This is a genomic window from Treponema sp. (assembly GCF_024696245.1).
Taxonomy (GTDB): Bacteria; Spirochaetota; Spirochaetia; order Treponematales; family Treponemataceae; genus Treponema_D.
The window spans coordinates 1-21,073 of the sequence record NZ_JAILGZ010000147.1 but is presented as its reverse complement, the minus strand read 5'-3'; the positions used below and the strand labels follow the sequence as shown (position 1 = coordinate 21,073).

The 21,073-nt window shown below is 39.5% G+C and carries 21 protein-coding genes; 16 read left to right on the top strand and 5 right to left on the bottom strand.

Translation table 11 applies throughout. The annotated features are described in order from the left end of the window. Positions 1-19: 19 nt before the first annotated feature. Positions 20-451 (top strand): RrF2 family transcriptional regulator, encoded by a 432-nt coding sequence (locus tag K6D58_RS10455; RefSeq protein ID WP_296830428.1) that lies wholly within the window; start codon positions 20-22, stop codon positions 449-451. A 2-nt stretch (positions 452-453) separates the two neighbouring features. Here K6D58_RS10455 and K6D58_RS10450 read toward each other — a convergent pair whose 3' ends face one another. After that, positions 454-945 (bottom strand): hypothetical protein, encoded by a 492-nt coding sequence (locus tag K6D58_RS10450; protein WP_296830426.1) that lies wholly within the window; start codon positions 943-945, stop codon positions 454-456. Positions 946-1,150: 205 nt separating this feature from the next. Here K6D58_RS10450 and K6D58_RS10445 point away from each other — a divergent pair, with 205 nt between their 5' ends. From K6D58_RS10445 to K6D58_RS10410, 8 genes are read left to right on the top strand one after another with little or no spacing between them, the layout of a single operon-like run. Continuing rightward, positions 1,151-2,137 carry an AAA family ATPase gene (locus K6D58_RS10445; RefSeq protein WP_296830424.1) on the top strand — a complete coding sequence of 329 codons (987 nt, stop codon included), beginning with the start codon at positions 1,151-1,153 and terminating at the stop codon, positions 2,135-2,137. A gap of 11 nt (positions 2,138-2,148) precedes the next feature. Continuing rightward, on the top strand, positions 2,149-3,024 hold the full coding sequence (locus K6D58_RS10440; protein WP_296830422.1) for a DUF58 domain-containing protein: 876 nt from the start codon (positions 2,149-2,151) through the stop codon (positions 3,022-3,024). Between the two features lie 18 nt (positions 3,025-3,042). Further along, on the top strand, positions 3,043-4,077 hold the full coding sequence (locus K6D58_RS10435) for a hypothetical protein (protein WP_296830420.1): 1,035 nt from the start codon (positions 3,043-3,045) through the stop codon (positions 4,075-4,077). Beyond that, positions 4,064-5,065 (top strand): VWA domain-containing protein, encoded by a 1,002-nt coding sequence (locus tag K6D58_RS10430; RefSeq protein WP_296830418.1) that lies wholly within the window; start codon positions 4,064-4,066, stop codon positions 5,063-5,065. The genes K6D58_RS10435 and K6D58_RS10430 overlap by 14 nt, the downstream gene beginning before the upstream one ends. Beyond that, the gene (locus K6D58_RS10425) at positions 5,062-6,693 is read left to right on the top strand and encodes a VWA domain-containing protein (protein ID WP_296830416.1); all 1,632 of its coding nucleotides are present in this window, start codon (positions 5,062-5,064) and stop codon (positions 6,691-6,693) included. Before K6D58_RS10430 ends, K6D58_RS10425 begins: the two co-directional genes overlap by 4 nt. After that, a complete protein-coding gene (locus K6D58_RS10420) occupies positions 6,645-8,033 on the top strand; it encodes a hypothetical protein (RefSeq protein WP_296830414.1) in 1,389 nt (462 codons plus the stop codon). Before K6D58_RS10425 ends, K6D58_RS10420 begins: the two co-directional genes overlap by 49 nt. 14 nt (positions 8,034-8,047) lie before the next feature. Then, a complete protein-coding gene (locus tag K6D58_RS10415; RefSeq protein WP_296830412.1) occupies positions 8,048-8,605 on the top strand; it encodes a Smr/MutS family protein in 558 nt (185 codons plus the stop codon). A gap of 20 nt (positions 8,606-8,625) precedes the next feature. Then, a complete protein-coding gene (locus K6D58_RS10410; protein ID WP_296830410.1) occupies positions 8,626-9,186 on the top strand; it encodes a DnaJ domain-containing protein in 561 nt (186 codons plus the stop codon). 83 nt (positions 9,187-9,269) lie between these two features. Here the strand turns inward: K6D58_RS10410 and infA are convergent, their stop codons facing one another. Further along, the gene (gene infA, locus K6D58_RS10405) at positions 9,270-9,491 is read right to left on the bottom strand and encodes a translation initiation factor IF-1 (RefSeq protein ID WP_296830408.1); all 222 of its coding nucleotides are present in this window, start codon (positions 9,489-9,491) and stop codon (positions 9,270-9,272) included. Between the two features lie 98 nt (positions 9,492-9,589). Here infA and K6D58_RS10400 point away from each other — a divergent pair, with 98 nt between their 5' ends. Beyond that, on the top strand, positions 9,590-9,946 hold the full coding sequence (locus K6D58_RS10400; RefSeq protein ID WP_296830406.1) for a TraR/DksA family transcriptional regulator: 357 nt from the start codon (positions 9,590-9,592) through the stop codon (positions 9,944-9,946). 15 nt (positions 9,947-9,961) lie between these two features. Here the strand turns inward: K6D58_RS10400 and K6D58_RS10395 are convergent, their stop codons facing one another. The 3 genes from K6D58_RS10395 to K6D58_RS10385 are packed head-to-tail and all read right to left on the bottom strand — an operon-like array spanning position 9,962 to position 14,002. Beyond that, positions 9,962-10,810 (bottom strand): histidinol-phosphatase, encoded by an 849-nt coding sequence (locus tag K6D58_RS10395; protein WP_296830404.1) that lies wholly within the window; start codon positions 10,808-10,810, stop codon positions 9,962-9,964. Next, complete coding sequence (locus tag K6D58_RS10390) at positions 10,807-12,768, bottom strand: response regulator (RefSeq protein ID WP_296830402.1); 1,962 nt, start codon at positions 12,766-12,768, stop codon at positions 10,807-10,809. Before K6D58_RS10390 ends, K6D58_RS10395 begins: the two co-directional genes overlap by 4 nt. Continuing rightward, a complete protein-coding gene (locus K6D58_RS10385) occupies positions 12,749-14,002 on the bottom strand; it encodes a response regulator (protein ID WP_296830400.1) in 1,254 nt (417 codons plus the stop codon). Before K6D58_RS10385 ends, K6D58_RS10390 begins: the two co-directional genes overlap by 20 nt. Positions 14,003-14,128: 126 nt before the next feature. Here K6D58_RS10385 and K6D58_RS10380 point away from each other — a divergent pair, with 126 nt between their 5' ends. The 6 genes from K6D58_RS10380 to K6D58_RS10355 form a co-directional block, all read left to right on the top strand. Continuing rightward, positions 14,129-14,701 carry a DJ-1 family glyoxalase III gene (locus K6D58_RS10380; protein ID WP_296830398.1) on the top strand — a complete coding sequence of 191 codons (573 nt, stop codon included), beginning with the start codon at positions 14,129-14,131 and terminating at the stop codon, positions 14,699-14,701. 275 nt (positions 14,702-14,976) lie between these two features. Next, the gene (locus K6D58_RS10375) at positions 14,977-16,986 is read left to right on the top strand and encodes a TonB-dependent receptor plug domain-containing protein (RefSeq protein WP_296830397.1); all 2,010 of its coding nucleotides are present in this window, start codon (positions 14,977-14,979) and stop codon (positions 16,984-16,986) included. An 81-nt stretch (positions 16,987-17,067) separates the two neighbouring features. Beyond that, complete coding sequence (locus K6D58_RS10370; protein ID WP_296830395.1) at positions 17,068-18,069, top strand: hypothetical protein; 1,002 nt, start codon at positions 17,068-17,070, stop codon at positions 18,067-18,069. A gap of 41 nt (positions 18,070-18,110) precedes the next feature. Continuing rightward, positions 18,111-19,127: a formylglycine-generating enzyme family protein gene (locus K6D58_RS10365; protein ID WP_296830394.1), complete on the top strand. Its 1,017-nt coding sequence runs from the start codon at positions 18,111-18,113 to the stop codon at positions 19,125-19,127. A 41-nt stretch (positions 19,128-19,168) separates the two neighbouring features. Then, on the top strand, positions 19,169-20,152 hold the full coding sequence (locus K6D58_RS10360) for a formylglycine-generating enzyme family protein (protein WP_296830392.1): 984 nt from the start codon (positions 19,169-19,171) through the stop codon (positions 20,150-20,152). A gap of 2 nt (positions 20,153-20,154) precedes the next feature. Continuing rightward, a partial coding sequence (locus K6D58_RS10355) for a formylglycine-generating enzyme family protein (RefSeq protein WP_296830390.1) occupies positions 20,155-21,073 on the top strand: 919 nt, incomplete at its 3' end.

The following is a 21,073-nucleotide window of genomic DNA, read 5'->3' as shown; positions in this document are numbered from 1 at the left end:
GTTTAATGAGGTTTAAGGTATGAAAATTTCTACAAGAGGCAGATATGCCCTCAGATTCATGTTTTATATGGCAAGTCATGTAAAGGATGGTTTTACTGCTTTAAAAGATGTATCTGAATATGAAAATATTTCCCTTAAATATCTGGAACAGATAGCTTCCCTTTTAAGTAAGGCAGGTCTCCTTATAAGTGTAAGGGGACCTCAGGGTGGCTATAAGCTTGCAAAAGCTCCATCTCATTATACTGCACTGGATATTATCAGGGTTACGGAAGGCAGTCTTACACCTGTTGCAGAAGTTGCCGGTGATGAACTTACAGAAAGTCAGGGCATAATTAACGAAGTTCTGTGGAAGGGCTTAAAAAATGCCGTTGATGCCTTTCTTGGAAGCGTAACCCTGGAAGACCTTGTAAATAAAAAGAACACAATGGAAAATTTTATTTACATGATTTAATTTTAGTAGCGGACGATTTTTTTATCAGCAAGGACTTCTTCTTTATTGCTGAAGAAAACATAATGCTGGTGTTTTTTAAGAAGAAGTTCCATAAAGTCTGCTGCATTTAAGTTGTCAGGAATTGCAAAACCAATTACGCTGGCACAGTCCTTTATTCTTCTTGCACAGTGATTCATTCCTGCGGCAAAAGCTTCCATTTTGTCATTGCTGCTGCATTCAGCGTCTGCTTCCGGAATTATAAATACATATTTAGAATCTTCTTCAAAGTCCTTAAGCTTATCCCTTAAAAGGGCAAGAAATTCTTCGTTATAGCTTTCTTCATCAAAGCCGATGTAGGACCATTTAATTTTTACGGCTGAAAACTTTTCATTTCCGTATTTTTCATTACAAAGTTCAACTGCATCGATTACAGGACAGCCGCTTAAATCAATTTTATTACCGTTTTTTTCTATTAATGTATTGTTTTCTGAATCAAATAACTTTTCTAACTTCATAGCCGAATTATAGACCCAGTGAAGTGCTTTTTTCAAGCATTTTCACCCTTAGTCCCCACCCCTGACAGTCCATAATCTGTTCACCCTGCCATTTGCGGGAATAGGCTCTTAATGCCATTTTTTCAATTGAATAAGCTTGTCTGATTTTATACAATATATGCTACTTTAAGTGTAATAAAACGCTAAGCAAAAAAAGGAATTGATTATGGAAATTACAAAAACAGAGCTTACAGAGTGTTCCGAATACATCAGCCGCTGCAGAACTGAACTTGCAAAAAGAGTTGTTGGTCAGAAAGAAGTTGCAGACGGAATTATTACAGCACTTGTTGCAGGAGGCCATGTTCTTCTTGAGGGTGTTCCTGGACTTGCAAAAACACTTGCAGTAAAGACTTTTGCAGAAATCTCAGGTCTTGATTTTAAGCGCATTCAGTTTACACCAGATCTTCTTCCTGCAGATGTTACTGGTACAATGATTTATGAACAGGCAACAGGAAACTTTTCAATTCATAAGGGACCTGTTTTTTCTAACCTTATTCTTGCCGATGAAATTAACCGTGCACCTGCAAAAGTTCAGTCTGCACTTCTTGAAGCTATGGCAGAAGGTCAGGTAACTATTGGTGAATCAACTTATCGTCTTCCTGAACCTTTCTTTGTACTTGCAACCCAGAACCCTATTGAACAGGACGGAACCTACAGTCTGCCAGAAGCAGAACTTGACCGTTTCCTCCTTAAAGTTCATGCAACATATCCTGCTCCGGAAGAAGAAATTGCCGTACTTAAAATGAACGGTAATGCAGACAAAATTCCTGTAAGTCGTGTTTTCTCTGCAGAAGCCCTGGATAAATGCCGTCGTTGTGTAGAAGCAATTACAGCTGATGATAAAATCCTTGCATATATAATTTCTATTGTTAATGCAACCAGAGTTACTGCCAGAACAAGCGGTAAAAACCAGAATGACTTTCAGCGCTATATCAGTTTTGGTGCTTCTCCTCGTGCCGGTATTGCCATGCTTAAGTGTGCAAAGGTAATGGCCCTTTTTGCAGGAAGAAGTTTTGTTCTTCCGGAAGATGTTCAGGCTGTTGCAAAACAGGTACTTCGTCATCGTGTTGTTCTTAATTATGAAGCATCTGCAGACGGTATTACTGCTGACGAACTTATCGACAAAATTATTTCATTCATGCCTCTTCCGTAAAATAAAAAGATATGGATAAGAAAAAGCTATCAAAAAAAGCATATCTTCTGCATCTCAGCAGCCTTTCTCTTGCTGACGGTATACGTCAGGGAAAATTCCGTTCTCTTTTTCATGGACAGGGAATTGAATTCAGGGGAGTAAGGGATTATCTTCCCGGAGATGATATTCGTGCCATTGACTGGAATGTTACAGCAAGAATGGCCAAGCCTTATGTTAAGGTTTTTGAAGAAGACAGGGATCTGGATGTGTTTATTATAGTAGACAAATCTCTTTCTATGGAAACAGGTTCCAGGATAAAGTCCCGTCTGGATATTGCTACAGAATGTGCTTCCCTTATAGCCCTGGCTTCCTATCAAAACTCAAGTCCTGTAGGTGCTGTTACCTTTGACGGAAAAATAGAATTTTCCTGTGCTCCTAAAGCCGGTAAAGATCACCTGATGCTTCTTCTTTCTGAGTTTGAAAAGAATAATTCAAAAAAGCTTCAGGGGTCTTCCCTTGAGACAGCTCTTGCCGGTGCCATTAAACTTCTGCGCAAGAGAACTCTTGTTATAGTAATATCTGATTTTCGTGCAGCAGGATGGACAGATGCTTTTGCCCAGCTATGCACTAAAAACGATGTAGTTGCCATAAGGGTAACTGATCCTACTGATGATGAACTTCCTTCTGTAGGGTCAATTCTTTTTACTGATCCGGAAACAGATTATTCTGTAGTACTTCCTTCTTCTTCAAGAGATTTTGCAAGGGCCTGGAAGTCTGATAATATCCGCCGTGTAGATATATGGAAGAAAGAATGCTTGAGGCATGGCGGCTATCCTTTGTGCGTAAGTACGGATGATGATCCTGCCCGCACTCTTGTAAGGTTCTTTACTGCAAGAGAAAAATATTAACGGGGGGAGGGCTTAAACGTGAAAAAATTATTTGCAGCATTTATATTTTCTCTTTTTACACTTTTGTCTTCCTATTCTCAGGTTCAGACCCTTACGCCAAAAAGTATTTATGTAGGTGATGAAGTTCAGCTTCAGCTTTCCTTTGATTCACAGGTAGATTTATTTGCCCTGCCTGGAGTTCAGGTTACTAATCTTGATCTTGTAATACTTGATACATCCCTTCCGGAATTTGATTCAGTAAAAAACGACTGTACGATTAACAGCGCCATTCTTACAAGAAAGGGAATCACCTATTCTGTAATCATTCATTTTGTTCCATGGAAAACAGGACGAATCAGGTTTCCAAAAGTTGACCTTGTAGATTTATGCAGGGGCAGCGAATACTTAAAGCTTCATCCGGAAGCAAGGGAAATGGAAGACTTTGTAGTTACTTTTGATTCCGTAAAAGTAAATTCCCTTTCCAGTGAACTGAATATTACTTCCCTGAGACAGCCTTTTGCACCTTTGTCCCTTCCTGGAACAAATTACATGGTATGGGCTATTGTTGTGGGAATCTTCCTTCTTATGATGCTTACAGCCCTTTTCCTTGTTAAGCTTCCCCGCATTATCGGAAGAATACATCTGATTCACAAAAACTTAAGTTTTGCAAAAAATATTTTTCTTACAAGAATACGCTTTTTTATTCTTCTTCATAAAAAAATTACTGATGCAGAGTTTGCAGCCGCCTGGCAGAAAATCATGCGTCATTATTTTACAAAAAGATTCAGGATAAGTTTTATCTCTGTTACTTCCAGCAGCATTGCCCAGACTGTATTAAGGTGCATTTCTTCTGCTGATGAAAAAAAAGCCAGGGCTTCTTCCCTGGTTGCAGAGATTTTTTTACGTACGGATTATATCCGCTTTGCTTCCGGTTCCATTGATTCAAGGCTCTTCCCTGCAGAAGAACATGAAGCTTCTTTTTTGCCCGGTGAGACTAAAAAAATAATCAGGGATTCAGTAAAGCTTATGAAAATATTTGAAGTAAGGAGTGACTACAGTAATGATTCAGTTTGAAAATCCTTTAGCTTTTCTCCTTCTTTTTTTAATTCCGGTTCTCTATTTTTTAAGATACATAAAGTTTCTTTCTAAGATATCCTTTTCCCTTGTTCTTAGTGACTGGGATGGTGAAAGTTTTAAATGGAAGAAAAAGTACCGCCTTATTGTTACTGTAATTTCAAAACTCTGTCTTCTTGCAGCTTACGTAAGCGTAATTGTTGCCCTGGCCAGTCCGGTAATCCGATATCAGAAAAAAATATTTTCTTCCAGGGGTGCAGATATTCTTTTTGTACTTGATGTAAGTCCTTCCATGGCTTCCATTGATATTGCAGGAAGTAACCGTCTTGAAGCAGCAAAGACTGCCATAAAAAGTATAGCTGCTTCTGACGAAGGAGACTGTTTTGGTCTTGTAGAAGTTGCTAAGGAAGCAGCCCTTGTTGTTCCTTTAACAATGGACAGAAAAATATTTTTTAACAAGCTTTCTTCTGTAGCAGTTGGTGAACTTGGAGACGGAACAGCTTTAGGTCTTGGACTTTCTGCAGGAATCTATCACCTGGAACACTCATCGTCAGAAAGCAAATGTATTGTCCTTATAACAGACGGAGAAAATAATGCCGGTACCGTTCATCCTAATACCGCAGCAAGACTTGCCCTTCAGAAGGATATTTCTTTATTCATTCTTGGTGTAGGTACAAAGGGGAAAGTTCCTCTTGAATATACAGACCCGCAGACCGGAAAAGTTTATTCAGGTTTCTTTGAATCCAACTACGACAGTTCTTCCCTTATGAATATTGCCCAGGAATCAGAAGGCAAGTTCTATGAAGTAGAAACAGTTCAGGCTTTAAGCCAGGCTCTTTCTTCCATCAGTAAAAGGGAAAACGTAGCACAGACATACAATATTAAAAACGAAGACAAAAGCATTTATTATTATTTTCTCATGCTTACTTTCTTCCTGATTGGTCTGGCATGGTTCCTTAAAAGACTTGTACTTCAGGAGGTTTTATGAACTTTGACATTGAACGTCCCTATGCCTGTTATGGAATTATCATTTTAATTCCTGCTGTTTTATTTACAATTTTCAGGTATAGAAAAATAGTAAAATCCTTTATTACAAATCCTGAGGTATTTTCTGCTTCGGCAACTATTGTAAGACTCCGCCGCTGTTTCTTTTTCAGGACTTTTTTCAGGTGTATGGCCTGGATTATGCTTGTTCTTGCCTATGCAGGAATTTCCTGGGGAGTAAAAACCGTTCCTGTTCAGAAAAGCGGCAGTACCGTTTCTTTTGTGTTTGATATTTCCTACAGTATGACTACCAGGGATGGTCCTTCCGGAATCTCCCGCCTTGATGCAGAGTGTAATTATGCCAGGGGGCTTCTGGAAAAACTGGAAGGAACAAGTGTAAGTGTTGTTCTTGCCAAGGGTGACGGAATTGTTACCATCCCTTTAACAGAAGATTATAATGCCATTAACAGCATGCTCAGTCAGATGCATCCTAATCTTATTAGTGCAGAGGGTACTGATCTTGCCAGTGGTATCAGGGCTGCAATGTCATCTTTTCCTGTACAGAGTGCAAGGGCCGGATGTATATGGCTTTTTACCGATGGAGAAGAAACCCGGGATTCACTTTTACTTGCCCTTAATGAAGCTGTAAGGTGTGGTATTCCTGTGGCAATAATCGGCTTTGGTTCAGAAAGGGAATCTGAACTTTTACTGGCAGACGGAAAAAGCAAGGTTAAGACAGCACTTAGAAGCAAGGCTCTTGAAGAAACCATTGCTCAGGTAAAGCAGACCCGTTCCGGTGGTATTACCGGTTCCAGGTTAACTCCTGTAATTTATGTTGATGCCTCTGAATACGGTTCAGCAGGCAGGCTTTTAAAAATGCTTAACCCTGCAGACGGAAGCAGTGTAAGTTATGAAGTTCATCTTATTCCCCGTAAGTCAGTCTTTATAAATCTTTCAGTATTGTTTTTCCTCTTTTCACTTATTGCAGGAGAGATAGACTTTAGAAGGGCCATAAAGAATTTTACCAGGGGAACAGCAATAGGTCTTGTTCTTCTTTGTCTTACTTCATGTTCAAAAAAATTTGATGAAGGCCGTCTTCTTTTTGAAGGAAAGATGGAATGGAACAGAAAGAATTATAATCAGGCTACTGCTTATTTTCTTGAAGTGTCAGAAATGGCATTGCAGAACGGAGACAAGCAGGCCTGTGAATATGCCAGGTTTAATCTTGCTGTAACTTACCTTATGCAGGATGAAAATGACAGTGCTGCAATTTATTTTAAGCAGATTCTTGATGAAGCAACGGAAAGCACTGATTCTCAGGTAAGGTATGCAGCCCTTTATAATTCAGGAATCATTGCCCACAGACAGGGTAAGTTTGATGAAGCAGCAGAGTTCTTTAAAAAGGCACTTCTTGTAGACAGCAGCAGTACTGATGCAAAAATAAACCTTGAGCTTTCAGTTCAGGAAAAATCACTGCAGGTAAAGCCTGACGAAAAAGAAATAGTGCCGGTTGTAAAAGCAGATTCAGATTCAAATCTGGAAAATGCCGTATATTCAATTATCAGGGAGAATGAAGAAGAGCGATGGAAAAATCAGCAGCAAAAAACAAAAAGTTCATCCTTGGATTACTGATTGGAATATTTATCTGGGGTATATGTGCAGAAGGTGCTTTTGCAAAAAAGTATCCTACCTATGAATATGTAAAAAGCCTTAGTTTTAAAAAGGCAGATGATTATTTTTTTACTTCAGAAGACTGTACTTATATTCTTGAAATTGCCAATGTTACTCCTGAGAACGTAACTGTTTATGTAAATACTCTTCCTGCTCATGTAAGTTTTATTTCTTCTAAAAAAGAAATATTTCTTCCGGAGACAGGTTCAGATGATGACAATGGTACCCGTATTATAATGAAGCTTAGCTTTGACCAGCCGGGCAGTTATAAGGTTAACGCCATTGACGTAATTGTAAACGGAATCTATTACCGCATTCCTTTTCAAAGGGTAGAGGTTTTAAATAATCCCCGTCAGCTTATGCCGGAACTTTCAGTTAAATTTGAAGATGGACGTAAGCCGGGTTCAAATGGTATTGTGGCAGCCAGGGCAGGGGACCGTATCCGCTTTACCCTTTATTCCAAATATGCAGTTTCTATAGAAAATATTTCATGGCAGGTTCCGGAAAATTCCCTTTTTCGGGAAGTAAAGAGTTTTGAATTCATTACGGAAACTGCAGATAAAAAAACATTTACTCCTGATGAAGTGCCCCTTATTACTTATGAGTGGCAGCCCCTTAAAAAAGGCAGCTATGATTTTCCGGAAATAAGTATTGTTGCAGTGTCCTACAATGGCAGCAGAAGTGAACTTACCCTTCCAAACTTAAGGTTTAAAATCCTTGAAGCAAAAGGTGATCTGCCGTCTTCCCAGGAAGAATATAATGCAGTTTATGCCTATGCTTTTGATGAACCTTCAAGAGAAGAAGAACACGTTTTTGTGTGCGATGATGCTGCCGTAAGAAAAATCTGCCAGTTAAGAAAAGAAGAGAGACACTCCCTTCCTCTGATATCAGAAGCTTTAAGAAACCGCCGTAATTATGAAGACTACTGCGGCCTAGATAATGTAGAAAGTGAAGCCAGCGTAATTTTTGGAATAATAGCATGGATTGTTTTTGCCCTTATAATGATTGCTGCCATTGTATTCTTTATCTTTAAGTTTAAGATTCAGGGTATAGTAGCATCCGTAGCTGCCGCTGTAGTGCTTATTTATGGAATTATTTATTCAGTAAGGCTTTCTGAAGAACACGGAGTATTTAAAGGCGGTACTTTAAGCCCTATTCCGGAAAAAAATCTTTCAACTGCAGTGGAACTTCCTGCCGGTTGTCTTGTTTTTGTTAAAGAGAGGGCTGCAGGCTGGCTTTATGTCCGTCATAACCAGAGTTACGGCTGGATAGAAGATTCAAGTATTTACACCATTAAATAGAGGCTCAGGATAAAATGAATTTTGGGGATATATTAAATCAGTGGGATGATGTTCAGCGTAATGCCAGAAAGCCTGCAAAACAGAGCCAGGTTTCTCATAAAAAGGCTAATGCTCCTACAAAAGAAGAAAAGCTTGCCATGGCTCAGGGCTATTCCTATGAGCAGCAGATGAAAGCAGACAATCAGCGCCGTGCCAATCCAATGGAAGTATGGCTTAACCGTTACGGTACTGTAGATAAAGACAGGCTTAATGAAGAAGCAAGGGAAAATGCCAGATTACATGACATTAACTACCTTAAATCCTTAAAGCCTGAAGCAATAGTAGACCTGCATCAGCTTACTCGTGATCAGGCCTGGGAAAGAATGAACTCCTTTGTTAACGAAAGTATAAGAAGGGGTCTTAAAAAGATTATGTTCATTCATGGTAAGGGCAACCATTCCAACGGCAGTGACCCGGTTTTAGGACCTGCAGTAAAGCTTTTTATTGAACAGGACAAAAGGCTGGGACTTTCCGGACATCCGGACAGAAATAACGGCGGAAACGGTGCTACCTGGGTAATTATAAAGCAGTAGAGATTTGATGAGGGGTTATAGTGGAAGATTTATACTCAGTTTTAGGCGTAACGGAAAAAGCTTCATCAGAAGAAATAAAAAAGGCTTACAGAACTCTGGCCTTTAAGTATCATCCAGACAGAAATGCAGGTAATGCTCAGGCAGAAGAAATGTTTAAGAAGGTAAATGAAGCTTATTCCGTTTTAAGTGATGACCAGAAACGCAGGGAATATGATTTAAGCCGCAGTAATCCTTTTGCCGGCTATCAGAATGCTTCAGGATGGCAGCAGCAGGCAAATACTCAGTATACGGATCCTTTTGATGCCTTCTTTAATTTTGGCAGGCAGACAGGAAACAGTAATTACAGAAACTATTATAACTATGATAATTACGAAGAACCCCGCAGAAGGCCGCGCTACAGCAGAAAAATGGTTAAAAGGCTGTTAAAAAACAGTATTTTTCAGACCCTTGCATCTGCAGCAGTTTTTTTCTTTATAGGCAGATATATATTCTTTCTTTCGTTAATATGTCTCTTTACTTTTATTAAGGGATTAACGGATTCTGTAAGTTACATAGGATATCTTTTAAAGAATGATGAGTAGACAGCAGTAAGCTGTAAAAAAAATAAGCCGGTGCTCTTTCAGTATAAAACTGTGGCATCGGCTTTTTTTTGTTCAGGACAATATTATCTTTCGCGGAAGATGATTCTGCCGCGGTTCAAGTCATATGGTGAAAGTTCAATTTTTACATTGTCACCTGGAACAATTCTAATGTAGTGCTTACGCATTTTTCCGCTTAAATGTGCAAGGATAATGTGCTTGTTCTGAAGTTCAACACGGAACATTGTGTTCGGAAGAGCTTCCTTTACGATACCTTCGACTTCAATAGCTTCGTCTTTATTAGCCACGATTCCTCCAAAAATTTGTTTGCCTTTTTGATAAAAAGCACGTACAATATGTGGCATATTATCTATAAAACATTGAAAAAGGTCAACAAGAGGATTTTATGAAAAAAGAATTTATTGAAAAACAGAAGAAAAAGCTTATTGCTCAGCGCAGTGAAATCATTGAGTCCCAGGCCGGACGTAATGAACAGCTTTACAAGTTGAATGGCACAGAAGAAGCCGGTGATGATGCAGATATTGCTTCTGACACAATTGACCGCACTTTGCTTAATTCCCTTGGAGAAGCAGACCAGCGCCGTCTTGCAATGATTGATCGTGCACTTGAACGCATTGCTAAAGGAACATACGGTAACTGTCTCCTTTGCAACAAGCCTATTCCGGAAGCACGTCTTGAAGCTCTTCCTTATGCAGCTCTCTGTGTAGAATGCCAGACTAAGGAAGAAAGGCGTAACCGCTAAAGTTCTTTTGTTTAATTATATCTTCTGGAAAGTGAGCCTGCCTTCTTTTATGAGGGCAAGTTCACTGTATCCTGCATTAAGGGCATACTGACGGGCTTTGTCATACCAGAAGGCTATATGTTCAGTTCTGTGTGCATCTGTATTAATCATTACCGGAATATTTTCCTGATGTAAAAGTTCAAGAAAGTATGGTGAAGGGTATGGCTCTTCAAGATAGCCCCTTGCTATTCCACCGGTATTGATTTCTACACATACACCGGCTTTTTTTATTTCTCTTACGGTTGATTTTACTTCTTCAATGTACCAGCTTTCTTTTTGATCAAAACGCATTTCTTTTGAATTCTGCTTTCTGATAAGGTCAGGATGGGCCAGAATAGTAAAGCTGCACTTTTTAAGCATTTCCCTTTCAGTTTCAAAATAAAGGCTTACAGCTTCTTTTGTATCCTTACAGCCGGCTTTCTGAATGTCATCAGGAAAGTCCTTTACGCTTGCATCAGCTTCAAAACAGCCTCTTTCTGCCGGAACAAAATGTACTGCTCCTATAAGGTAGTCAGGACTCCACCTGCTGAAATTTGCCATGTCCGGAAGTACATATCCCTTAAGGTAGTCTGCTTCAAAGCCCAGGTAAATATCCATGCGGTCTGCATATTCCTTCTTTAGCTTTCTTATTTCTTCAGCATATTCATCATAACGCTCAGGTTTAAGGTGCCATTCTGTAGCAAAGGACTGTAAGGCGTGGGAAGAAAAGCCCAGGGACTTAATGTTTTCCTTAAGGGCTGCTTCTGCCATTTCCTTTAAGCTGTTGTGGCCGTCGCAAAAGTCTGAGTGAACGTGATAGTTTGAATAAATAAAGGACTGATTCATAAGTTTGACTTCCAGTTTTTAATTGTCTGTTTAAATTTAAGAAAGTCCAGGCAGAATTCAGTTCTAAGGGCTTCAAGTTCAACAAGGTTTTTCTGCTTGGCATTAATATTCATTCTTTTTGCTGTTTCCGTAAGCTTGTGGGCACTTACTGCACTGCTGGAGCCTTTAAGGGTATGGGTATATAGTTCAAGCTTGGCAAAGTCATTGCCTTTTTCTATTTCTGTCTTAAGGGCTTCAAGTATGGCATCTGTCTGTTCTGCATAATCTTCTATAATAGAAATTGCAAGTTCAGGGTCATTATTGGTTGTGTCCATAAAGTCATTCATATCCCACAGGTCTGCAGTCTGAATATTAAGGTCTGCAAGAGAAATAACTTCCTTAGCTTCTGGGAATGAAAGTACTGTATTCCATTTTTCAAGAACCTGGCGGATACCGTCCCTCTTAAAAGGCTTAAGGAGGATATCGTTGATACCTAAAGTCTGGTAGGTCTTAAAGTCTTCCGGGTCATTGTTTGCTGTACAGGCTACGATGATTCCCTTAAAGTTCATCTGGCGGATTTCTACAGTGGCATCGATACCGCTTTTAACCGGCATAAGGATGTCCATAAAAATAAGGTCGATTTCCGGATGCTGTTTAATCTGCTGTACGGCTTCTTCTCCGTTGTTTGCACTGTAAACCTGGGCACCAAAACGTTCCAGAAAAGTAATGATGATTTTTCTGTTTACAGGGTGGTCTTCTGCAACGAGAATCTTTTTTCCTTCTGCAACAAGAATCTCTTCTTCTGCCTTCTTTTTCTTTTCTTCGGCGTAGTCCAGTTCTTCCTGCCTTATATCTGATTCCTGAGAGAAGGCCTGCTTTAAGAGAGTAATGAGGCTGTCCCTTTTTATAGGCTTGTAGATGTAACCGTGATACCAGTTAAGCATCTTCATCTTTGCATCTTTACCCATCTGTCCTTCCGGAACCATAAGGAAAAGTTTTGTATTGCTTAATTCAGGGTTGTGGTTGATTTCTGCAGCCAGGTGCCACCCGCTTAAGCCCGGCATCTTTAAGGTAATAAGGGCAAGGGTAAAAGGCTTTTTTTCTTTTATGGCATTGCTCATTTTTATCAGGGCGTCCTGACCGCTGGAAGAAGTTGCTACATCCTGAATGCCCATAGCGTTAAGTTTAGCTTTAAGGGATTTAAGGGAAAGCTGGCTGTTGTCTACTAAAAGAATGCGGGTACCCTGTGGAACTTCAATAAGGGGCTCGTCTGAACCGAATACTGACTTTTCCATAGGAAGGGTAAACCAGAAGTTTGACCCCATCTGTCCGTCTGAATAAATACCGATTTTGCCTTTCATTACTTCTACAAGGTTTTTGGAGATTGCAAGACCAAGACCTGAACCTCCAAACTTTCTTGTAGTGCTGGCATCTACCTGATAAAAGTCGTTAAATACCAGCTTTTGCTTTTGAATGTCTACACCAATACCGGTATCAATAATTTCAAAGAGCAGGTGTTTTTTTTCTTTTCTGAGCCTGACCATAATAAAGCCTTTGGCAGTAAACTTAACGGCATTTTTTATAAGGTTAAGGATAATCTGCTGAAGGCGGGTAGGGTCACCCATTATCTGTCGTGGAATGTTGTAGTCTATGTCCGTAATTACTTCCAGGTTTTTGTTGAAGGCTTCTATTGCAATAAGGTCTACAACCCTTTCTGTAAGTTCAACTACGTCAAAAGGAATGTTTTCAAGTTTGAAATTTTCTGAGCGGATCTTTGTAAAGTCAAGAACGTCATTGGCCAGCTGAAGCAGGGCGTTGGCACTGAATTCAATCTGGTGAACATATTCAGTCTGTTCATTATCAAGATTAGTATCCTGTAAAAGTTCAGTTGTACTGATTATTGTCTGGATAGGTGTTCTTACTTCGTGAAGTGTACTGGCAAGAAATCGGCTTCCCTTATCAATTGTGAAATTGTCCATTTACTACCTCAAGAGCTTTTTTGATTATTACGTTAGGCTTCTGAGGCTTTACAAGATAGCTTTTTGCCCCTAAAGAAAGTGCCTGAATGACAGCTTCTTTTTGTGTAGCCTGGGAGTAAACAAGAATAGGAGTTTCAAAATTCTGTCTCTGTAATCCCTGGAGAATACTGAATCCATCAATATCCGGAATAAAAATATCAAGTATTACCAGGTCAAACTGCTGTTTGTTGTTAATTGCTTCTATAAAGTCAGCACCTGATGCAAAGAGGAAGGTTTCTGCGCTGATTGTATTAAGTGTGCTCTGTAAAATCTTTCTTACAACAACATCGTCATCAACAACGGCAACTTTCATTACAGTGCCCTCTTCTTCCATTTCTGCAGGATCTTCTTCTGCATTGCGCATTTCTATTGCACCATTGGAAGCATCATCTGTAGTCTCAAGAATGCGGTTGTTAATAATTTCGTTTATATTCTTTGAGCTGCTTCTCTGTTCAACAAGACTGCCCATAATACTGCCTAAATTATCAGTTACTTCGTAGCCAAAATATTCAGGATGACCGTCTATAATATCCTTTACAAAGTCACTTAAGGAAAGAATCTTTATGTTGTTCTTTTCTATCATGCTGTCGGCAGATATGTTGGTAAAAAGAAGCTCCAGGTTTGAAATGTCCATAAAGGTAAGCTCAAGATTTGTAAGCATAAGGACAAGCTTTGGTGTATTAAGCTGATTCTTTTCTATAATATCCATGAGCCTGTATTTAAGGAGAATGATTTTTTCCCTGTTAAGTCCCCTGGCAATTTCTACAAAGATAATGTTCTGGTTAAGGTGAACATCAAGAACGCAGGGAGTTGTATCCATAGAAAATGAAGCCCCAAGAATATGGCTTACTGACTGGAAAAATACATCAAATTTAATAGGCTTTGTAAAATATTTGACTACCCCAAACTGTACCAGATTGGCAACCGCTGAACGTTCAATAACAGGGCCCGTAATAATAATAGGAATCTTTCTTGCGTTAGGGTCAGAAGCCTTTTTTTCAAGCAGCTCCTGAATTTCTGTATCGATAACGTCATTTGTTTCTATAATAATGAGGTCTGGTATTATTGTAATAAGTCTTGTGTATGCATCTCTTTTACTTTCTGCAGATTCCAGCGCAACCTGTTCGGATTTAAATTTATCTGTAAGGAACTGTGTAAACAGAGGTGATCCGTCTATTAAAAGTACTTTTCGCATATATAATAATTCTACTTATTAAAGGGGTGATTTTCAATCAATTATGAGCCTGCTGTTAAAAAAAATACCCGTTTTTACAGTAGAAGACCCCTTTTTTTTAGAGTAAAATAATGATGGAGGAAATGAATGAAAGCACTTGTTTTTTTAGCAGATGGATTTGAAGAAATAGAAGCCCTTACCCCTGTTGATTATTTAAGAAGGGCCGGAGTAGAGGTAACAGTTTGTGCAACAGCTACTTCGTCAAGAACAGTAAATGGAGCTCACGGTATTCAGGTTCTGGCAGATATGACCCTTGATTCCTGGGTAGATGCTGGAGAAGAACTCCCTGACGCAGTTATTGTTCCGGGAGGAATGCCTGGTGCTAAAAATATTTCTGAATGTCAGACAGCCTTATCTATAATAGAAAAAAGTCACGATGCCGGTAAGCTTGTATGTGCAATATGCGCTTCTCCAGCAGTGGTACTTTCTAAAACCAGCCTTCTTAAAGGAAAAAAATGGACCTGTTATCCTGACATGGAAAGCATTGCAGGAGAAGAAGCCTGTGCTCTTTTTAGGGACGATGCTCCTTTTGTTCACGATAAGAACCTTATTACAGGAAGAGGACCAGGGGCTGCAGAAGAGTTTGCCATGGAAATCGTAAAAAGCCTTTGTGGTGAAGAAGTAAAGGCAAAGATTAAAAAGGCTTCTGTACAGCGTTAATCTGTATAGCGGTAATCTGTATAGCGGTAATCTGTATAGCGGTAATCTGTACAGCGGTAATCTGTACAGCGGTAAAAAGTGAATTTTTCTTTGAAAAGCTTTGAAATGGATTGAAAACGATTGAATCGGATGCAATATTCCGCGTTATTTATTGAGAAAGATTCTATTTAAGATAAAATAAACCAAAATGTATATTTACAGTTTCCTGAAAATGGACTAGAAAATACCCCGCTTAAGTTAGTTTATACTAACATATGTTAACAAGGGGTAATTTCATGAAAGTTTTAAGGCCGCTGATTTGTGCTTTTGTATTTGTATCTTTGCCAGCCTTTAATTCCTTTGGAGAGGAAGAGGAAAGCGTAATAGTTGTAAGCGCCGGAAAGATTCAGCAGGAAGAAGATAATAACGTAGAACAGGTCGATGTTATTTCTTCAGAAAAGATTGCTGAGTCCGGGGCTAAGACTGTTTCTGATGCCCTAAGGTCTGTGCCTGGAATTACAGTAAATGCAGTAAGTGCAGCTAATCCAACTGAATCAATTTCAATGCAGGGCTTAAGCTCTGAATATGTAAAAATTATGATAGACGGAGTTTCTGTCTCCGGTGATGTAGATGGAAACGTTCCTGTCTTTCAGCTTCCTGTAGAAAATATAGAAAGAATAGAAGTAATCTCCGGTTCAAGTTCTGTTCTTTATGGAAGTGATGCAATGGGTGGTGCCATTAACATCATTACCAAAAAGAATGAAGCTGATTTTGACCAGCTTAAATTTAATCTTGCCCTTACTCAGGAAGGGGGGATTTCTCCTTCAACTTTAAACTGGCGTGATTATAGTGCAGCAACAGCTTCTTTATCATCCGGAAGATTTTCTTCTTCCCTTACAGCTTCAATTGATTACACTCCCGGTAAAGAAAAATATACAAACGATGCTCTTGCGGGAAAAATAAAATATTACGAAAGTACAAAAAAACAGCTGGATTTTTTAAGGGCCTCTGCAGACTGGACTGATGACTGGGGAAAAATCGGTGCCTATGGTCTTTATACAGATTCTTCCCAGATTTGTAATTATACCAAGACAGGTTATGACAAGGGTTCCACTATGGAATATACAAGCTCCCGTATGGAAGGGGGCATAACCGGTAAGTATATTTATGACAATAATCTTTCATTCAATTATTTTTCTGCTGTAAAGTACTATTACCTTGATACGGTTTATTCAGTTGCAGCAGGAAGTAATTCAAGTACAAAAGGAACAGAAACAGACTTTATTGAATGGGAAAGTGATGTAAGGGCTACCTTGCTTGCCGGAGATTATAATGAAATTCTTTTTGGGCTGAATGCAGATGTAGAAACAATTGACGGGGATTCTTTTGATGAAAGAAAAAAGGCTCTTGCTTTTGCAGCTTTTGCTCAGGACACCCTTTCTTTAGCAGATGGAAAAGTTAAGATTCTTCCTGGTGCCCGTCTGGATTATGCGCCATCTGTTCAGGGCAGCGGAACTATTGTTCAGGCAACTCCAAAACTCAGCCTTCGTTATGATCCTTGTGAAAGTCTTGTCCTTAAATGTTCTTACGGAATGGGTTACAAACTTCCAAGCCTTAAGCAGAAGTACTGGGTCTTCCGTCATAACTATGCTCCAGGGGCCGGTAACTTTATTCTTTACGGTAATGATGATCTTGATCCGGAAAAATCCCATGGTTTTAATGCAAGTATAGATAAAAACTTTGACAATATTTTTAAGCTGGGCATCAGCGGATATTTTAATTACCTCATCGACATGATTGACAGTGTGGTTATTGATGCCACTTCTTCTCCTCAGATTCGTGAATATCAGAATGTAGACAAGGCAATAACTTACGGGGCAGAACTTTCCTTTAGTTCAACTCTTGATCGTTTTGAATGCAGGGCAGGCTATGTTTTTGCTAAGGCAAAGGCTTACGACTCTTCTTCTGACAAATGGAATGATATGGGCCTTCGTTCTGAACACAGGGTAACAGCATCTGTAAGTTACCTTTTCCCTGTTGTAGAAACAAAAGTTGCCCTTAATGGTGAATGGAACAGCCGCCAGCTTATTTCTACTGGTGGTGATGACTATACTCCTGACTATCTTATGGCAGGTGTCTGTCTGTCAAAAAAATTCCTTGAAGAAAAACTTGAACTCTATTTAAGGGGAGATAACCTTCTTAACAATCTGAATTTTAAGGATGGTTCCAACGGAGATAACCAGAAAGATTACTACGGTCTTTATGACGGTTTTACATTAACTCTTGGTGGAAAATTTAAATGGTAATTAATGTGAATGAATCCTGAAACTTAAGTTTTGTATGCACTTTGTTTTAGGATTTATTCACAAAAAAATAAAGGGAGTCCTATGAAAAAAAATATTTTTATTAAAATGCTGACAGCTTTGTCAGTAATGTGTTTGATGGCTTCATGTTCTGAAGATGATGCAGGTGAACTTACAGATTATGATATTTCAGAAATCTATGGTTACACCTATTACGGAACAATTAATGCAAGTTCCGGCAATACTCTTACACCTGCACTTATTCTTTACAACGACAACCGCTGTGACTGGAATATGAGTGTTCATGGAATGAACAATAATCAGTTCTACTATTTTGCAGTAAAGAACAGCACTGCAAATTATACCATGTACTGGTTCAGTGCAGAAAACGCCGCAGCCTGTGCTCAGCAGGATACTTCTCAGGCATCTATGACAGTTCAGCTTGGTATTAACAGTCTCAGCGAAGTTGTAATTCTTCTTACAAGTGATGACCTTACAAATGTTTCCGGAATGACAAATACCCGTGTTCCAATGACAAAGCAGAATGATATTGAACAGAACACAGAACCTACAGAAATTGAATATGATGAAGAAGTAGAAGACGTAACTATTACAATTCCGGATACTGCAGTTTCTGCCCGGTGGACAGGAAGTTCTTCTTATACAGGTACATTCGTTTACATGGTAGAAGATGGTAACGGCGGATACCTTGCAAAAGGAGAAGGAAGCAGCGGTACTGATTCTGAAGGCAATGAGATTACTCCTCTTGTAGAAATTGAAGATACAAATTCTACAACCGAAGGAACAGCTGCCATTACACTTCCACGTTTTGCTTACACAGAAGAAATGACAATTGAAGCATTTGAAATGACAGGTGTACAAGTGTCAGAAGATTCCGGCATTCTTTATCTTTATCTTCCATCAACAAGTGTAGAAGGTCAGAAGGCCGACGGAACTACCATTACCATGAATGAACTTACTGTAAGCGGAAAACTTGAAAACGGCATTCTTACTTTAAGGTCTTCATTTAAGCCTGGAAAAATGCCTTTTGCCATTGTCCAGGTATTTACAAGTCAGTCTGAATAAAAAAGTTTTTAGAAAATATATTATGGGAAAGGATTAAAAAAATGAAAAGGTTTTCAAAACTTTTAATGGCAGCATCGCTTATGTCACTGGCATTTTTTACAGCAGGCTGTGACAGCGAAGATTCTTCTGAGTCATCTTCAGGAGGCGTAATTGCAAAGGATGGAGATTTTGTACTTCTTTCTTCCGGTTCATTTAATATGGGCTCTACAAAGGGATCAGCACGTGGCCCTGTTCATCAGGTAACCCTTACAAGAAACTTTTATGTTTGTGATCATGAAGTTACTCAGAAAGAGTTTAAGGAAATTATGGGTTCCCTTACTTCAAAACTTGAAGAGCTGGGAGAAGAATCTGAAGGTGGATATGGTGATGACTATGCCATGAATTGTGTTCACTGGTATCACGAAGTTGAATACTGCAACAGAAGAAGTATCAGCGAAAGTTTTACTCCATGTTACTCAGTAAGCTTTACTGATGATTCAGAAAATGAAGTTACATCAACAGATCCGGATGAATGGCCTTCTTATTCAGAATGGGGAACTGTTAAGTGCAACTGGGATGCAGACGGCTATCGTCTTCCTACTTCTGCTGAATGGGAATATGCAGCCCGCGCTGGTGACGATACTACAGATGTACTTTCTTACAGCGGGACAAGTGACCTTGATGAACTTAGTGAATATGCATGGTGGGGAGAAAATGCCTGCAGTGCAGAAGGTGCTTATGATGCCTCCGGTAAGGAAGTTAAAACCAGAAAAGCTAATGCCTGGGGTCTTTATGATATGAGCGGTAATGTTCGTGAACGCTGCTGGGATTTAATGACAGGCTGGGGCTATGACAGCGAAGAAGCTGTAACTGATCCTGTTAATGGTGATGAAGAAGGTGAAGGCTATTCTGTAGATATAAGGACAAACAGTGATTACTGTTCAACCCTTATGAGAGGTGGTGCTTATAACGATTACAGTGGTTCACAGGCAGCTACCGCAGATTATTTTTATCAGCCTTTTGCTTCATGGCTTGAATGGGATGGCTTCAGGGTAGTACGCACTTATGTTGCTGAATAAAAAATAAAAAAGGAAAAAGAAAATATATAGAGGAATAAAAAATGAAAAAAGCAAATATTTTTATAAAGACAGTGGCACTTGCACTTTTAACAGCCGCAGTAATTTCCTGCGCAGATGATGATGATGAAACAAATGCAGTAGTAATTCCTGCAGACTATGTAAAAGTAACGGCAGGAACATTCAGCATGGGATGTTCAGCAGAAGAAACAACAAGTACAGGTTCTTCCATTGCTACAAATGATAAGTCCGTTCATTCAGTAACCCTTACAAAGGATTATTACATTTGTGACCATGAAGTAACTCAGGGAGACTGGTATGAAGTAATGGGTGCATATACAGATACCTTCCTTGAAAAAGTTGATGAAGCAGACAGGGATGAAAATGACCCTATGGTTTTTGTAAATATGTATCAGGCTGTTGCTTACTGTAATACAAGAAGTATTAATGAAGGACTTACACCATGTTATTCAATTGATGCAAGTACATCACAGAATCCTTCTGACTGGGGAACTGTTCCAACTACTTCTTCAGAAACTCAGTGGACTCTTTCCTGCGACTGGACTGCAAACGGATACCGTCTTCCAACAGAAGCTGAATGGGAATATGCAGCCCGTGGTGGAGATAATACAAGTGATGCCTATGTGTGGAGCGGTACAAGTTCTTCTGAATCAGCAGGAGATTACATGTGGTACGGCTCTAATGCAGAAGGTGCTTACCATAATGTAAAGACAAAGTTACCTAACTCTTATGGTCTTTATGACATGAGCGGTAATGTTCGTGAAATGTGCTGGGATGTTTATGAATCTTCATATGAAGAAGATGCTGTTACAGACCCAACCGGTATTACTTCAGATGACTTTTCTGTTTCTAAATGGCATGCAGTTCGTGACGGAGGTAATGTTACTTCTGACTCTGCAAAAACTGGAATCAACCTTCAGTTCTTTGCCGTTAGTTCCAGAACAAAAAACATGATTTATTCTTCCACAACTTATCTGGGCTTCCGTCCTGTAAGACTTGCTGAGTAGTCATGAAAAAAAATAGTGTTTTATTCTTATCAGTGGCATGCCTTGTGTCACTGATGCTGTCAGCCTGTTCTGATTCTGATAAGGACAGTCATTCAGCTGATATTGATATGGATGTAAGGGTTTACACAGGTGCTGCTCCGGAAGGATATGTCCGTATTCCTGCCGGAAGTTACAGCATGGGATGTGATGCAGGATATGGAAATGAATCCCCTGTACATGAAGTTACTTTAAGCAGTGACCTTTACATGAGGGAATGTGAACTTACTCAGGCTGAATATGTTCAGGTTATGGGAAGTCTTCCTGATGCAGTTACACTGGAAGCAGACTCTTATCCTGTTTATGGAATCAGCTGGTATGACGCAATTGTTTTTTGCAACAAGTTAAGCCAGCGGGAAAATCTTAAGCCCTGTTATTCCATAGATGATGTAAGTGATACAGACAGCTGGCCTTCTGACACAAGTGACTGGTCTATTGAATGTAACTGGTCTGCTTCCGGCTTTCGTCTTCCTACAGAAGCTGAATGGGAATACGCAGCAAGAGCCGGGAGACAAGAGACAACTTCAATTACCTGGAGCGGAACTTCTACAGAAAGCTGCCTTGCTGATTACGCCTGGTACTATGATAACTGCACTGAAAATTATTCTGAGGATAATTACACAGCTCATGAAGTTATGACAAAGGAATGTAATGCCTGGGGACTTTATGATATGAGCGGAAACCTGCAGGAGTTTTGCTGGGACTACTATAACTCAAGTCAGTATACCAGTGACCGTAAAGGGGTAACAGATCCTTCCGGTCCATCCTCTGGAAGTTACAGAGTGGTACGTGGAGGCTCTTATGCAAACTATCTTAATGTTTTTTGTACGGTTAGCTGCAGATGGTATCAGAAGAGTGATGAACTTAATTCAATAACAGGTATCA